Origin of the sequence: Pseudomonas sp. HPB0071, assembly GCF_000478505.2 — a bacterium.
Taxonomy (GTDB): Bacteria; Pseudomonadota; Gammaproteobacteria; order Pseudomonadales; family Pseudomonadaceae; genus Chryseomonas; species Chryseomonas luteola.
This window is the reverse complement of sequence record NZ_KI517367.1, coordinates 3,753,836-3,769,304: the sequence shown is the minus strand read 5'-3', so window position 1 is coordinate 3,769,304 and position 15,469 is coordinate 3,753,836. Positions and strand designations below refer to the sequence as shown.

Annotated in this window: 10 protein-coding genes; 7 read left to right on the top strand and 3 right to left on the bottom strand. The window is 56.2% G+C overall.

All coding sequences use genetic code 11. The features are described from left to right. Together efp and earP are read right to left on the bottom strand one after the other, a co-directional pair. The gene (gene efp, locus HMPREF1487_RS17515; protein ID WP_010798023.1) at window positions 1-567 is read right to left on the bottom strand and encodes an elongation factor P; all 567 of its coding nucleotides are present in this window, start codon (window positions 565-567) and stop codon (window positions 1-3) included. A gap of 30 nt (window positions 568-597) precedes the next feature. Beyond that, entirely contained in the window at window positions 598-1,746 is a 1,149-nt protein-coding gene (gene earP, locus HMPREF1487_RS17510) for an elongation factor P maturation arginine rhamnosyltransferase EarP (protein ID WP_010798022.1), read from the bottom strand. Window positions 1,747-2,179: 433 nt separating this feature from the next. On the opposite strand from earP, the gene bcsR reads away from it, so the two are divergent. From bcsR to HMPREF1487_RS17475, 7 genes are all read left to right on the top strand, one after another. Beyond that, window positions 2,180-2,401, top strand: a complete 222-nt coding sequence (gene bcsR / locus HMPREF1487_RS17505) for a BcsR/BcsP family cellulose biosynthesis protein (RefSeq protein ID WP_010798021.1) — start codon at window positions 2,180-2,182, stop codon at window positions 2,399-2,401. A 3-nt stretch (window positions 2,402-2,404) separates the two neighbouring features. Then, window positions 2,405-3,136 (top strand): cellulose biosynthesis protein BcsQ, encoded by a 732-nt coding sequence (bcsQ, locus tag HMPREF1487_RS17500; protein ID WP_010798020.1) that lies wholly within the window; start codon window positions 2,405-2,407, stop codon window positions 3,134-3,136. After that, window positions 3,133-5,721, top strand: coding sequence for a UDP-forming cellulose synthase catalytic subunit (bcsA, locus tag HMPREF1487_RS17495; RefSeq protein WP_010798019.1), 2,589 nt, complete (start codon window positions 3,133-3,135; stop codon window positions 5,719-5,721). Before bcsQ ends, bcsA begins: the two co-directional genes overlap by 4 nt. A gap of 2 nt (window positions 5,722-5,723) precedes the next feature. After that, window positions 5,724-7,979 (top strand): cellulose biosynthesis cyclic di-GMP-binding regulatory protein BcsB, encoded by a 2,256-nt coding sequence (gene bcsB, locus HMPREF1487_RS17490; RefSeq protein WP_010798018.1) that lies wholly within the window; start codon window positions 5,724-5,726, stop codon window positions 7,977-7,979. Window positions 7,980-7,984: 5 nt separating this feature from the next. Beyond that, on the top strand, window positions 7,985-9,088 hold the full coding sequence (gene bcsZ, locus HMPREF1487_RS17485; RefSeq protein ID WP_010798017.1) for a cellulose synthase complex periplasmic endoglucanase BcsZ: 1,104 nt from the start codon (window positions 7,985-7,987) through the stop codon (window positions 9,086-9,088). Continuing rightward, window positions 9,076-12,531, top strand: coding sequence for a cellulose synthase complex outer membrane protein BcsC (gene bcsC, locus HMPREF1487_RS17480; RefSeq protein ID WP_010798016.1), 3,456 nt, complete (start codon window positions 9,076-9,078; stop codon window positions 12,529-12,531). Before bcsZ ends, bcsC begins: the two co-directional genes overlap by 13 nt. Window positions 12,532-12,663: 132 nt before the next feature. Then, window positions 12,664-13,704: an NADP-dependent oxidoreductase gene (locus HMPREF1487_RS17475; RefSeq protein WP_010798015.1), complete on the top strand. Its 1,041-nt coding sequence runs from the start codon at window positions 12,664-12,666 to the stop codon at window positions 13,702-13,704. Between the two features lie 48 nt (window positions 13,705-13,752). Here HMPREF1487_RS17475 and bcsG read toward each other — a convergent pair whose 3' ends face one another. After that, the gene (bcsG, locus tag HMPREF1487_RS17470; protein WP_051370193.1) at window positions 13,753-15,438 is read right to left on the bottom strand and encodes a cellulose biosynthesis protein BcsG; all 1,686 of its coding nucleotides are present in this window, start codon (window positions 15,436-15,438) and stop codon (window positions 13,753-13,755) included. Window positions 15,439-15,469 lie beyond the last annotated feature (31 nt).

Genomic DNA, 15,469 nt, shown 5'->3' with positions numbered 1-15,469 from the left:
TCAAACCTTGGCGCGTGACTTGTACTCGTTGGTACGAGTATCGATTTCGATATGGTCACCGATATCGCAGAACTCGGAAACTTTCAGCTCGAAACCGGTGTTCAGACGAGCAGTCTTCATCACCTTGCCAGACGTATCACCACGAACAGCCGGCTCGGTGTAGGCGATCTGACGAACGATAGTGGTCGGCATCTCGATGGAGATTACACGATCATTGTAGAAAACAGCTTCGCAGACGTCAGTCATGCCGTCTTCGATGTAGTTAACCGCATCGCCCAGGTCGTCTTTTTCGATCTCGTACTGGTTGTATTCATTGTCCATGAACACGTACAGCGGATCGGCGAAGTAGGAGTAGGTTACTTCCTTGCGATCCAGAATAACTGGTTCCAGCTTGTCGTCAGCACGGAATACCGTTTCGGTACTGCTGCCGGAAAGCAGGCTCTTCAGCTTCATCTTGACCACTGCAGCGTTACGGCCGGACTTGTTGTACTCAGCCTTCTGGATGACCCAGGGAGCGTTGTCGATCATGGCCACTTGGCCGGCACGGAACTCTTGTGCGGTTTTCATGCGGTTATCCGTTTGGAAGAAGATAGAAAATCAAGCGCCGTATAATAGCCGCTCTGTATGGAATTGTACTAGCGTTGACGCCAAGTCATTGAGTTCACTCTGTCGGGCACACCAGTTTTCCGCATGAGCGGTCATTTCGGCTTCATGTTTTGACCATTCCCGCCAGGCCTGCCCAAGAGATCCTTCTCCGTTCCATGCGTGCCATAGCGTACGCGTAGCCACCTGCGCAGCCGGGCTTGCTCCGACGAGATATCGGTCCAGGAACGCATCCAGCTTGAGCATATGGGCACGCTCTTCCTGCGGATAAATATGCCAGATGAAGGGTCGACCAGCCCACTGCGCTCGAATGAATGACTCCTCGCCCCGTGCAGCATTGAAGTCGCAGCACCATAAGAGCAGGTCATAGTCATCCTGCTGGCGGAACGGAACAATGCAGAGCCGCAATGCGCCTCGGTGATATTCCTCGCCTGCCTTTAACGCTTCAGCCTCCAGCCAATGGGCCACGTTGCTTAATACACGGCCTTCAGGAATGAGCAGCAAGGTGGGCTCAGCGCCCTGGGCTAGTTCATCCAACCACTCCGATAGTGCTGGAATCTCATAGCTGAACAATGAAAGGATGCGCTCGCCAGGCGTCTGGGTAATGCCCAGGGCAGCCAGAAACCGTGCCCGTGCGTCAGTAGACGCCTGAAAGTGCAAACGCTTATCGAGCAGGTCCTTTTCTCTGAGCAGCCCTCCCGTTCCCTGAGTGAAGCCGGGAAAGAAAAAGTATTTCTGCATCCCCTGCTGCGGCGATGGAAGGCGATGGCAGCTCTCCACCCAGGCCTCGGCGCTTAGGTATTCAAGGTTGATCCAGAGGGGATGGGAGGCACGTCGAGCCATTGCGTCGATGTAGGGAGCCGGCAATGGACAGCCAAACGCTTCGACAACGACATCTGCCGGAATGACATCGTCGGGCCATACAGCTGTCCACCGATGCACTTCGACGCCCAGATGACGCTGGACAGGATCATCACTGATACCTGCGGCTGGATGAATACGTGCAAAGGACGACCAATCATCTACCCACAAGCGTACCTGCTGACCATGCTCGGCTACCAGCTGACGCGCAAGGCGCCATGTCACACCAATGTCGCCATAATTATCGACGACACTGCAAAAAATATCCCACGAAGCGTTCATTCACCCTCACTGCTCAGCGGATGACGCACTCAGCGTCACAACCGGACGGCATTTAGCCAGACACAGCGCTCAGGTCAACTAGAAATAAGGGAAACAGACAGATGCCATCAAAACGCCATTCGTCCTGAGAAAAAATCGTTCGGTCAGAAGACGCCAGATAGGCCTTTAAGCAGTGGGAATAGCCGCCGATAATTTGCACTGGCTCACAAAATGAATCGAGTGGATTAAGGAAATCAAATTCAAGGCATGGCTGCGACCGGACAGACTGTACTCAAGACACGGATCGCAGGCGGTAGTGGGGCAACTCTATTATGGCGGCCCTTGATGACGCTTTTATTTCCAAGTGCCTTATCCATTGCACCTTACGCCGCTGGGTGCACTAGAAATAAACGCGGCAAAGCCCAGATGCTTTGCAAACAGGAGCAATACCAGAATGGCTACCCTGCCCGTTACTGAGATCGTTGCCACAGGCAACAGTGGTCGTGAAGACGTTTCCACGCTAATTCGTCATTACGATTTGCAAAATTTCCGCTACGCTGAGATTCAGACTGTACAGAATCTGAATAAAGCGTTGGCCGAATGGCCTCTTCTCCTGGAGACGCTTCAGGTCGTACTACCGACTCAAGAGCAAGCCAAACTGAAGAATGCCTCATAAAATATGCACGTTATAGCCGTCCAGGGAATACGGGGCGGCTGTGGAACCACCTCAGTAGCCGCAGGCCTGGCGGCCAGTCTAGCCACCTTACAGAAGCATGTTCTGCTGATCGATCTTTGCCCCAGCAATCTACTGGGACTGCACTTTGGCTTATCCGTTACAGAGGATGCCGGATGGGCACAGGCTCTCGCCGAAGGCTACCCCTGGCAAAGCACCGCTTTCCTTTATAAGGAGCACATCTGGCTGCTGCCCTTTGGTCGTCCGACCTCGCTTTCCCATCTACATGAGCTGGCTGCAGACTGGTTGCCCACATCCCTGCGCGCACTTGCGATGCCGGACGATACCTATGTGATTTTCGACGTGCCACAGCACTCGAGCTTTCGCGAGGCACTAGGTCAGATTACGGACCTGCAATGGATTCAAATCGTGCAGGCCGATCCTGCCTGCCATGCCCTGATTAATCAGCAATCACTGGTCGGCCAGCTGAATACACCCAACCGCTTCTGGTTGGTGAACCGTTACCAACCCGCTTACAAGCTCTCTCGGGATCTCATACAACTCTGGCGCCTGGTCCTGGGCAAGACACTGATTTCAACCATCATCCACGAGGATGAAGCTGTACGCGAGGCCCTGGCCCTGAAGCGGCCGCTAGCAGATAGCGCTCCGGCCTCTCTGGCCAGCCACAACTTCCTCTCGCTGGCTACATGGAGCGTGGCGCAGGCAGGCGCCACATGATCCTGGCACCGGCTGCCAAATCCTGGCTTTCGCTGTACTACCACAAGAGCCGCGAGCGCCATCGCGCGCCGGTTGCCTTACTGATGACGGCATTGTGGCTACTGGGCTGGACATTCCTGCGATTCGAGCGCCCCACCTGGCAATGGGTCGCCATCAACTGGCGTGCGCTGTACCCTCAGTTATCCACGCGGCGCCTGGGCAATCCTCTCAGAACTGTCATGCAAAGTATCTGGCTGATTCTGGTCAGGCCCGTCAATGGCAAAGGTCCCGATTACTTGGCTGCTCTCTCCAAGGGTTTCCAACGTTTTCCTGCCCTGCTTGAGCATCGACGTCGCCTCTATCGTTCAGCCGCACGTCTGCCGGAACGCTTGCCACTCGCTACGCTGAAAGAAGAGACTTGGTCGTCTCTTTCGGTTAGAGCGAAATGCATCTTAGGTGGTGCCTTTGCGCTTATTGCCACGCCGCTTTTGCTGCTTTGCGTAACGCAGCCATTCGAGATCGGTCAGCAGATCGTTTTTATCGCCATGCTATGGGCGCTGGCAATGGTCATTCGCAAGATGCCGGGGCGCTTCCCGACGTTAGCGCTTATCATCCTTTCGCTGCTCGTATCGTGTCGGTATTTCTGGTGGCGCTATACGCAGACGCTAAACTGGGAAAATCCGCTGGATGTCATCTGCGGCCTGCTCCTGTTGCTGGCAGAAACTTATTCCTGGCTGGTACTGATCCTTGGGTACTTCCAGACAATCTGGCCGCTGGATCGCAAGCCCTATCCGCTCCCCCTCAACATTGCCGAATGGCCTTCGGTCGATATTTATATTCCCACCTATAACGAAGACCTGGCTGTCGTTCGGTCGACGGTACTGGCCTCCCTGGGTATCGACTGGCCAAAAGACAAGCTGAACATCTACATTCTTGATGACGGTAAACGGGAGTCATTTCGCCAGTTTGCCGCGGAAGTTGGGGTGCACTATCTGATTCGCTCGGATAATCGCCACGCCAAGGCAGGCAATCTGAATGCGGCCATGAAAGTCACCAAAGGTGATTTCCTGGTGATCTTTGACTGCGACCATATTCCGACCAGCTCTTTTCTACAGATGACCATGGGCTGGTTCCTGAAAAGCCCAAAGTTGGGCGTTATGCAGACGCCTCACCATTTTCTGTCGCCAGACCCCTTCGAGCGCAACCTGGGTAACTTCCGGCGTACGCCGAACGAGAATACCCTGTTTTACGGTCTGGTCCAGAACGGAAACGACATGTGGGACGCCACGTTCTTCTGCGGCTCCTGCGCCATTTTGCGGCGCACCGCCGTGGAAAGCATTGGTGGTTTCGCCGTGGAAACCGTAACCGAGGATGCCCATACGTCCCTGCGTCTGCACCGCAACGGCTGGACGTCCGCTTATATTCGTATCCCCCAGGCAGCCGGCCTCGCCACCGAAAGCCTCTCAGCCCATATCGGCCAGCGAATTCGCTGGGCACGGGGCATGGTGCAGATCTTCCGCCTGGACAATCCTCTGATGGGCAAAGGCCTCTCGCTTCCGCAGCGACTCTGCTATTGCAACGCAATGCTGCATTTTCTCGCCGGCGTACCCAGGCTCATCTACCTGCTTTCACCATTGGCTTTCCTGATCCTGCATGCGTATATCCTGTATGCCCCGGCGCTGCTGATTCTGCTGTTCGTTCTGCCTCACATCGCCCATGCCAGCATTACCAATTCGCGCATCCAGGGTCGGTACCGTTATTCCTTCTGGAGCGAGATCTACGAGACGGTGCTGTCCTGGTACATCGCCCGGCCTACCACAGTGGCGCTGATCAATCCGCACAAGGGTAAATTCAACGTAACGGCTAAAGGGGGACTGGTTGAGGAAAACGTCTTTGACTGGACGATCTCGAAGTCCTTTCTGTTCCTGGCTGGATTGAATGTGGTAGGCCTGCTGTTTGGTGTCTATCGTTACGTTACCGGCCCGGCCGTCGAACAAGGCACTGTCATCATCAGCATGCTCTGGACCGTCTATAACCTGATTATCCTTGGGGGCGCCATTGCAGTTGCCGCGGAAGTTCGTCAGGTTCGTCGCACCCACCGCGTCGACTTGAGACTACCTGCCGCCATACGCCTGACAGGCGGCCACGTTTATGCATGTACGCTGACGGACTACTCCGACGGCGGTGTGGGACTGGAGCTGCCGCCGGCGCTGGACCTCAAGACGGACGAGCAGATCTTTCTGCAACTAAAGCGCGGCCTTGAGGAGTACAGCTTTGCCACTCGCGTTCGGAACCAGCGAGGCCGGGTGGCAGGGCTAGAGCTTGAACCGATGGATGTACAGACACGCATCAATTTTGTGCAGTGTACGTTTGCACGTGCCGACACTTGGGCCCAATGGCAGGAAAGTTTCGTGCAAGACAGTCCGCTACGCAGCATCCTGGCCATTATCCGGGTCGGATTATCAGGTTATAAACGCATGCTGCAGCACTCCCCCAGGCTTTCCCGTCCTCTTATCAAGGGCTCGGTGTGGCTGGTGGAGAAACTCGTGTCGTTCATACCTGTAACCCCTGTCCTACCGCCAAAACGAACACAACAGCAAGGATAAGCATGAAAGGCGTAATCCGCTTTCTCATCGCAGCGGCTCTGCTGGCCTGCGCCCCCTGGACTACCGCGGCGCCTACGGTTGCGCCTGCTCCCAACACGACACCCGTTGCCCCACCGGTACAGGAGCGGCAGCTGGGCTTCAATCAGATCTCATCAGCGGGAAACCTGACGACCCGTAATGTCTTGAGAAATCTCTACGCATCGTTCGGGTTACGTAGCGATGAGGTCGTCACAGGCGCTCGACTCCATTTGGTGTATACCCCCTCGCCGGCGCTGATTCCGGTGCAGTCGCACCTGAAGGTCTATCTGAACAATGAGTTGATGGGGGTATTGCCTATCAATCAGGCGGATCTGGGCAAGGAAATTACTCGAGACTTACCGCTCGATGCCCAGTTTATTTCTGATTACAACAACGTGCGCTTTGAGTTGGTTGGCCACTATGCCCCCATTTGCGAAGACCCGCTGCACTCCAGCCTATGGGTTGACTTCAGCGCGAAAAGCCAGCTGCTCCTGAGCACTCAGGCACTAAAGATCCAGAATGACTTATCCAAATTACCAGAGCCCTTTTTCGATCAGCGCGACCCGGCGGCCCTGAGCGTTCCATTCATCTTTGCAGATCGTCCCAACAGTGCCCAGCAGACTGCTGGGGCAGTAATGGCGTCCTGGTTTGGAACGCTGAGTGGCTGGCGCGGTGCCAGCTTCCCGACTTCTTTTAGACACCTGCCCATCCAAGGCAATGCCGTTGTGTTTGCAACGAATGCACAGTTGCCTGCGTTGATTGAAGACCATGCGGAGGTGACAGCACCGACCATTGAGATTGTCGAGAATCCGCAAAATCCTTATGGAAAGCTGTTATTGATCCTTGGACGCGACGACAACGACCTGCTGACCGCAGCGAAAGCTGTCGCCTTGGGCGCTGTTACGCTACGAGGGCAATCCACCACCGTGGACTCTCTGCAAACCCTGGCACCCCGCCAACCCTACGATGCCCCAAATTGGGTTTCACTGGATCGCCCTACTCGATTGGGCGAGCTAATGGATTATCCCAATCAGCTGGAAGTCACCGGCATGGTGCCGCGACCGATTACGCTGGCGTTCAATATTCCGCCGGACCTGTTCGTGTGGCGTAATCGCGGTATCCCGCTGGATCTTAAATACCGCTACACGCCCCCGCTCCGTGACGATACGGCCCTGTTGACGGTCAACGCCAACAACCAGTTCATCAAGGCCTTTACGCTGAGCAAGAATGCCAACCAGAGCATGGGCGGTGTTAATCTGCCGATTCTTAACGAAAATCTGCTAGGGACCAGTACCGGCTTTCAAGTGCCGTCACTCAAGCTGGGGGCTCGCAATGAGCTGCGTTTTGATTTTTCTTTCGGCGCCTTCCCGGCCAATGGCGACAATACCAGCTGCACCACGACGCTTCCGCTCAATGTTCAGGCCGCAATCGATCCGGACTCGACCATTGATTTTTCTTCGCTCTATCACTACAAGGCCATGCCCGACCTACGCGCCTTTGTCAGTGCCGGATATCCCTTTACTCGCCTTGCCGATCTATCCCAGACGCAGGTAATGATGCCCTCGCAGCCAACGCCGGAACAGACAGGCCTTTTGTTTACGTTGATGGGACGCATGGGGGCCATTACAGGCTATCCCGCGACACAGGTCTCCATTGGTGATGACTGGTCAACCATAAAGAAAGGCGAACGCGACGTTCTGATAATAGGTGAAATTCCCGAGCAGGCTCGGACCGAGTTGGACAAGAATATGACAGCGTTCGTGGATAAGACCCGAACGTCGCTCATGCTGCCCAACCGCAAGACATCCCGCCTTGAGTCACCGCTACAGGACACTGGGTCTGCCATGGCAGACACACAGTTGCAGACGTTGTCGTCGGGGCCGATCTCGGCGCTGGTCGAATTTGAATCCCCATACGCCAGCTCGCGCAGCGTAGTCGCTCTGATGGGTTATGGCGAAAACAGCTATCAGCAGCTGCAAGAGGCCTTGAGCCAGAATACCGGGCTTGAGAATGTCACCGGGTCCGTCAGTCTTTTCCGCGGAGACCGGATCGACAGTCATATCGTAGGGGAGCCTTACTACGTAGGCAGCCTGCCCTGGTGGCTGCTTCTCTGGTATCACCTGTCCGCACATCCGCTGCTACTGGCATTCATTGCAATCGTGACCACACTGATATTGGCTGCCCTGCTCTGGAATGTCCTCCGCTGGCTGGCGCGCCGTCGCCTGCAGGAACAGGAGTAACCTTCATGAAAAAAGTGCTTGCCTCCCTCTGTCTGATCAGTCTCGCCAGCCCCGTCTCGGCTGCCTGCCAGTGGCCGGCTTGGGAAAGTTTCAAGCGCGGGTTCATCGAAAATGGCAGGGTGATTGATCGCAGCGACGAGCGCGCAATTACGACATCGGAGGGGCAATCCTATGCACTCTTTTTCGCCCTGGTGGCAGGTGACCGAACCACGTTTCAGCGTTTGGTCAACTGGACGCAGGGCAATCTGAGCCAGGGAGACTTTTCCAAACACCTGCCCGCCTGGCTCTGGGGGCGTGCGGAAAACGGCAACTTTCAAATACTGGATGACAACGCCGCTTCCGATGCCGACCTCTGGATTGCCTACAGCCTTCAGGAGGCCTCGCGCCTCTGGCGGATTCACAATTACCAGACGTTATCCAATCGGCTTCTTCAGCAGATCGAAAAGCAGGAAGTCGCGCGAATCGAGGGGCTTGGTCCAATGCTTCTGCCCGCCCCGGTCGGTTTTATCGACGAGGACAGCTGGACGCTAAATCCTAGCTACACTCCGCTCTTTTTGCTCAGCAGCTTCGCATACAAGCATCCGGAAGGCCCCTGGCAAGGCATGATTGCCCCTACGCTGCGACTGCTGAACGAAACCGCGCCCAAAGGCTTTGCACCTGACTGGACTGATTGGCGCTCAGGTGCCTGGCATGGCTCCGAACGGAGCAACTGGCAAGGCAGTTATAATGCCATTCGCGTCTACCTGTGGGCGGGTATGCAGGCACCTGGGTCAGCCGGTCGAGACAGCCTGCTTTCGCGCTTCCAGCCCATGCAGACTTATGTCTCGCAACGGGGCTACCCGCCCGAAGAGATCAATGCCCAGACAGGGACTACTCAAAACCGCGGGCCTTTAGGCTTCTCGGCGGCTGTACTTCCGCTTCTGGCAAGCCTGGGTGACAAGGCGGCTCTCGACGCTCAGCTAACCCGCTTGAAGCAGGAGCCGCTCGAGGCAGATGCCTATTATGGCAATGTCCTGTCGCTGTTTGGACGAGGCTGGCAAGAAGGCCGCTTCCGCTTCAACGTTCATGGTGAATTGCAGTTGCCGGATACCGCTGCATGCCCACGCTGATTGTTCTGCTGTCTCTTCTATTGGTTAGCCTGTCGGCTCAGGCCGAGGGGCCCGTTACGCCGGAGGATCGGCTAATGGCGCAAGTCAGGGCTGGCGAGGCGCGTAACAAAGATGACCTGATCGAAGACAGCCTTTACCGCCTTTTCAAAGTGGCACCTGATCATCCGGAAGGCTTGGCTGCCCTCGCCCGCCTAAGACTAAGGCAGAACAAGCCTCAGGAAGCACAGTCTGCACTGGAGCATCTGGAAAAGGTTGCTCCGGGTTCGCAGGCATTGAGTCTGGTACGGCTTGATATCGAGCTTGATCAGCCACAGAAAAAATCGCAGCTTCTTCAAGCCAGGCTGCTCGCCCGGGCGGGTCGCTATGACGAAGCCCTGAAGCTATACGATGAGCTATTCAAGCCAGGCCTGCCGTCGCCGGAATACGAGCTGGAATACTGGCAAGCGGTTGCCAATACGCCGCAGGGTCATACCAGAGCCCTACAGGGTATTCAATCACTGGTAAATCGCTATCCGCAAAGTGGCAACTATCGGCTGGCGCTGGTCAGACAGCGACTTGATCTGAATCCGTATGATCCAGAAGCCTACAAGGACCTGGAAAAGCTCAGTCAGGACCCCTACGCCCGCCAGGGCGCCTCTGCTGTATGGCTGGACCAGCTTCAGCGAATGCCAGTTGAAGATAGGGCTGTCACGCTCTGGAAGCGTTACCTTGAGTCCTACCCGGATGCAGCTCCTATTGCCCGCGAGGGGTTAGCCGCGCAGCAACAACTGCTGGCAAACCCAGCGTTCAGAGCCAAGCAGAGGGCGCAGCAGCTCCTGGAGCAAGACTCGCAGGACCATGCCGCTATCGAGCGCGCCTTGCAGCAGGCCCTCAAGGGCTTCCCCAATGATTCTGACGCTTTAGGCAGCTTGGGAAGACTACGGCAACGGGAAGGCAGGCATCAGGAAGCGTTAGCCTTTTACCAGCGGGCCCTGGCCAACGAGCAGAACATCGACCAGCGAGCCCAATGGCAGAGCCTGATTGCAACAGCCCAGTTCTGGGCAACCCTCAATGATGGGGATGCTGCATTGCGTGCAGGCAATTACACTGCAGCGACAAAGGCCTACCAGAACGCTGCCAGACTGCAACCTCGCGCCGTAGAGCCCTTGACGGGCCTTGCCGATGTCTATGCAGCGCAGGGTGATACGAACAGAGCCGAGCAGACCTACAAGCGGGCGCTGGCCTATGACCGTCGAAACGGCGCAGCACTACGCGGCCTCATCAACCTTTACCTTCAGCAAAACCAGATCGACACGGCCAAATCTCTCATCGCCTCCCTTTCCCAGGATCAGCGTCAGCGTTATACACCTGAGCTAAACCGGCTTCAGGCGAACATCTTGTCGCGCGAGGCCGATGCCCATGCCGCCAAAGGTCAATGGGCAACTGCTGAGCACAAGCTGACAGAAGCCCTTGAGCTGCAGCCGCAGGATCCCTGGCTGGCCTATAACCTTGCTAGAGCGCGCGCAGCACTGGGTAATCCAAAGGCAGAAGACGCCTTTGCAAATCAACTGCGTCAGCGCTCCACTGATCCGGTCCTGCGGTACGCCCACGCGCTATTTCTAGACAGTCAGGACCAGGCGCAACGGGCGCTTGGTAGCCTGCGTCAAGTCCCTGCCAACCAGTGGAGTGAGGACATGCATAGCCTTGCCTATCGACTGGATTACAGCCTGACCCTGGCTCAAGCGCGCGATTTAAACAATCAGGGCCGCACCCAGGATGCGACCGCCCTGCTTGAAAAGGCACGTACGCGCTTTCCCAAGGAAGCGGGTATTCCTCTCCTGCTGGGCGAGTGGTCGGTATTAGGTGGACATACTGGCGAGGCCAAGCGTTATTACCGTGCAGTTCAGGTACTTGAGCCCGACAATATAGAAGCCGGACTCAGTCTGGCAGAGCTTGCCCATCAGCAGAGCCTTGATATCCAGGCACGGCGCCAGCTGGCCGAGCTGTCCTCCAAAGCAGCCACTGCAGGACAGCAACGTCGGATGGCCAATTTGTGGTCAGAATTGGGAGAGCCGGAGAAAGCCGCAGCCTACATGAATGCCGCGCTGGAGGTCGAGACCCATGATCCGCTCCTATGGCGCGACGCGGCGCGGCTCGCCAGGCGCAATCAACAGCCGGACCTGGCGCTTGATCGCTATCGCCAGGCTATGCGCACAAGCAACATGGGCGATCCGGGCGAAAACGATGCGCAGTTCACCTGGCAAACCCGAGTACAACCTGATGACGACTGGCTCAACCGCAGCATTCGCAGCGATACCGCTGAGCTTTATCAACAGCAGACCGCTACTGCGACACTGCAGTATGACGCATGGGACAGTTCAGGCACACCGGGTATATCGGACCTCAAGGCCCATGATCTACGCTTTGAAGCTGATCATCCCCTCAGGGATGGTAGAGGCTTTTTCCGGGCGGAAACCATTACGATGGATAATGGCAGCCTAGGAAACATTCTTGAGCAGAACAACTTTGGAAGTGTCACCCTCTGCCAGACCCGTGAGGAATGCAGTCGTGGGCATATCAACCAACGAGCCCAAGGTACCAGCCTGGCTGTTGGCTGGCGTGGGCAGGACACCCAGTGGGACGTAGGTACTACGCCCCTGGGGTTTCCAGTACAGGATATCGTGGGAGGCGTACGCCTGAGCGGTAATCTTGAGTCCCTTGGCTGGACAATGGATATCTCCCGCCGCGCCCTGTCCACGTCCTTATTGGCCTATGCAGGTACTGAAGACCCTCGCACAGGCAAAACCTGGGGTGGCGTCCGTACCAATGGGGTATCGCTTGGTTTGAGCTACGACCAGGGCGGCTTCTATGGCATCTGGTCGAGCCTGCAGACTCATCGTCTGACTGGTAAAAACGTGGAAAGCAATGATCGCCTGCGCCTGATGAGCGGAATCTACTTTCGCCTGATCGACGAGCCCAATCGACGCCTGCGGGTTGGCAGTAACGTCATGTACTGGCACTTCAAGGAAAACCTGAGCGGTTATACGTTCGGCCAGGGAGGCTATTATAGCCCACAGCAATACCTGTCCTACTCTGTCCCGATCAACTTTGCGCAACGCTGGGATGCTTGGTCGTTTTACGCCGAAGCATCAGCCAGCTACTCGTGGGTGAAAGAGGATGATGCGGATTACTTCCCGACAAAGTCCGCCTGGCAGCGCGAAGCAGGAAATCCTGTACTGACGGGAGGCCGCAGCAAAGGCCTTGGCTATCGAGCCAGCTTTTCGCTGGAGCGTCGTCTTTCGCCCAACTGGTTCATCGGTACGTCTGCCGGAATCGAGCGCTCCGTGGGGAGTGACTACAAACCCAACCAGGCACTCGTGTACCTGCGCTACAGTTTTGCTCCCTGGGAAGGCGATCTCAGGATGCCGCCCGAGCCACTTCAGGAATATGCACAGTTCAATTAAACCCAGGCCAGCCTGAAAGAGATTTTCAGGAACCCTGGGCATCTGGGTCAGTCCCTTCCCTGTAACCAACAGCCCGCCTGCTCTCGTTGAACAGGCACAGCGCTGACCCTGGATGATCCACAGGAGTGAGACATGACCCAATCCCAAAACGAAAATCGCCGCATCGTAATGGCCTCGCGCCCGCAAGGCGCACCGACGCAAGAGAACTTTCGCCTGGAGCGCGAGCCTCGCCCTGAGCCCAAAGACGGTGAAGTATTGCTGCGCACGGTCTACCTGTCTCTCGACCCCTACATGAGGGGCCGGATGAGCGATGCGAAATCTTATGCCGATCCGATGCAAGTGGGCGATGTGATGGTAGGAGGCACGGTTTGCCGCGTGGAAAGCTCCCGACATCCGGATTACAAGGAAGGCGAATGGGTATTAGCTGCTAATGGCTGGCAGGATTATGCCGTCTCCAATGGCGATGGTCTCAACAAGCTCGGCGATAACCTGGAGCATCCCTCCTGGTCATTGGGCGTTCTTGGAATGCCTGGTTTTACTGCTTACATGGGGCTGCTTGATATCGGACAGCCCAAGGAGGATGAAACCGTTGTGGTTGCCGCGGCCACCGGTCCCGTTGGCTCGACGGTGGGACAGATTGCCAAGCTCAAGGGCTGCCGCGTTGTAGGAATCGCGGGCGGAGCCGAAAAATGCCAGCATGCCGTAGAAGCCCTGGGCTTTGATGAATGCATCGACCACCGGAGTGAGCATTTTGCCGAGGCACTGGCCAAGGCCTGCCCCAAAGGCATTGATGTATATTTCGAAAACGTAGGCGGCAAGGTATTCGATGCGGTTCTGCCTCTCCTGAACACCAAGGCACGCGTACCGGTGTGCGGTCTGATCGCCACTTACAACAAGGATCCAAAGGATCTGCCTGACGGCAAGGATCGCCTCCCGATGCTGGAGGCTACGTTCCTGCACAAGCGCATTCGCATGCAAGGGTTCATCATCACCATGGACTATGGCGACCGTTACGGTGAGTTCCTGGAAAACATGACGCCCTGGGTAAGCGAAGGCAAGATCAAGTACCGCGAGCAGATCGTGGACGGTCTGGAAAACGCCCCTGACGCGTTTACGGGCCTCCTGGAAGGCAAGAACTTTGGCAAGCTGGTCGTCCGGGTCGGCAACGACTGAAGCTAGCGCCAGAAAGGCCAGCCGTACATTACGACTGGCCTTTCTCGCTTACTTCCCCCGCTCCGGATACTTGATCCAGCTTTTACCATCCAGCCTCAAATAATGCGTATTGTTGAAACGCATCATCACACTGCCTTCGTTTTCCGCCACCACATGATCCAGCTGCGGCAGGCTGGTAATAACGGCATTCAGGTCGAAATTCGGATTTTTCCAGGCAGCGCCATCCACCAGGTGATTAATCAATTCCGACAACGCAAAGTAGCTGGCAGGTGTACGGATATGAACAGGCGCCCCGCTCAACGTCGCCTTGGCATTGATGAGTTTTACGCCGGCCGGAATGTGCGTCACGGTAGGGCTTGGAATTTCTCGCATTCCCTTGATCTGCATGAGATCGCCTCGCAATGCGGCGCCATGCTCGGACACGATCACCAGCAGAACCGGCTTTCCAGAAGCCTGGAGGCGATCAATAAATCCGCTCAGGTCATCTAGTACGTTTTGCAGACGCGGCTTGTATTCTGCCGTGACCGTCTTGCCGGACGTTGGATCAATGACCCGATTCCCGTCGTGCAGCGAGATTGTGTTATAAAACATCGCCTCGCGCGCTGACGCATTGTCTAGTCGCTGTTGCCACCATTTGGAGAGCACTTGTCCATCACGGTAAATGGGCGAGCCATCAAAGCCCGTCATGACGGGCCGCAAGTCCCCAAACGGGAAAAGAGTCGCCTGCATATCACCGTTGTCTTTGACCTGCCCGATCAGATTATCGAAGCGACCGGTATGGTTCATGACCATGGCCTCGTCAAAACCCAACTGCTTGAGATTTTCGAAGAGAAAGCACTGTTTGCTGGCAGGCTGATACAACCCGGCATTAGGCAACTGGCCGCAGCTCGCTCGAAGCAGCCTCAATACAGCTGGTCCGCTGTAAGTAGCGGCCGAATTGAAGTCATCAAACAGCACGTCCATCTTGTTCCAGAGCGGATGCTGACTGAGTCCGACATCCTCCATGTCGTCCCAGGCCAATGAGCAGATATTCAGGATCAGCACGTCAAAGGGGGCCGCGTCGCTACCTAGAGTTGGAGGGAACTGGCTGACCAGAGTGCTCTGATGGGTATAAAAATCACTGAGTGTTGCATTGAGATTAGCATCGGTTGGCTCTACCGTTCCGCCCGCCACCGGCCTGGGCACAGGCGACGCCTGTCCTCCAGGCTGTACAGCCGTGGTTGGGACGTCTACAAGTGTTGGTCCCGCGGCAGGGTTTGATGAACGCCTGAAGGTTGTCTGGCCAGCAATCAGAATCGCTACCAAGGCTACAACCGTTACCGCCGTGAAACGTATCCACTGACTGAAGAACAGGTACCCCACCAACAGCACGAGACCTGCGGCCAGCCAGGAAGTATTAATGAACCGCCCTACCAGCTCAAGGATATAGTCAAAGCTGAACGCCGATATCTCAGCAGACTGGGCAAAGAGCCGGCTGACAGGGGGTAGCCAGGTGTCATATAGATAAAGCGACACGCCAATGGGAATCGCCACGACATGCCTCAGACGGTGCAGCCATACCGGCGGCAGCGGCACCAACAGAAAAGCCGCAAAGGCCAAATTCTCCAACGCATGAAAATTTAGCAGGCCTTGCCAGACCAGCACGAATTTGGTGAGGAAGTAATAATTCCAGAAGCCCAACCCTCGCCAGTATTGAAGCGCGGTGGGTAGCGGCAGCAGTGGTCTATCGGTCATAAACACATCTTCAATCAAGGCGTCCTGCCCG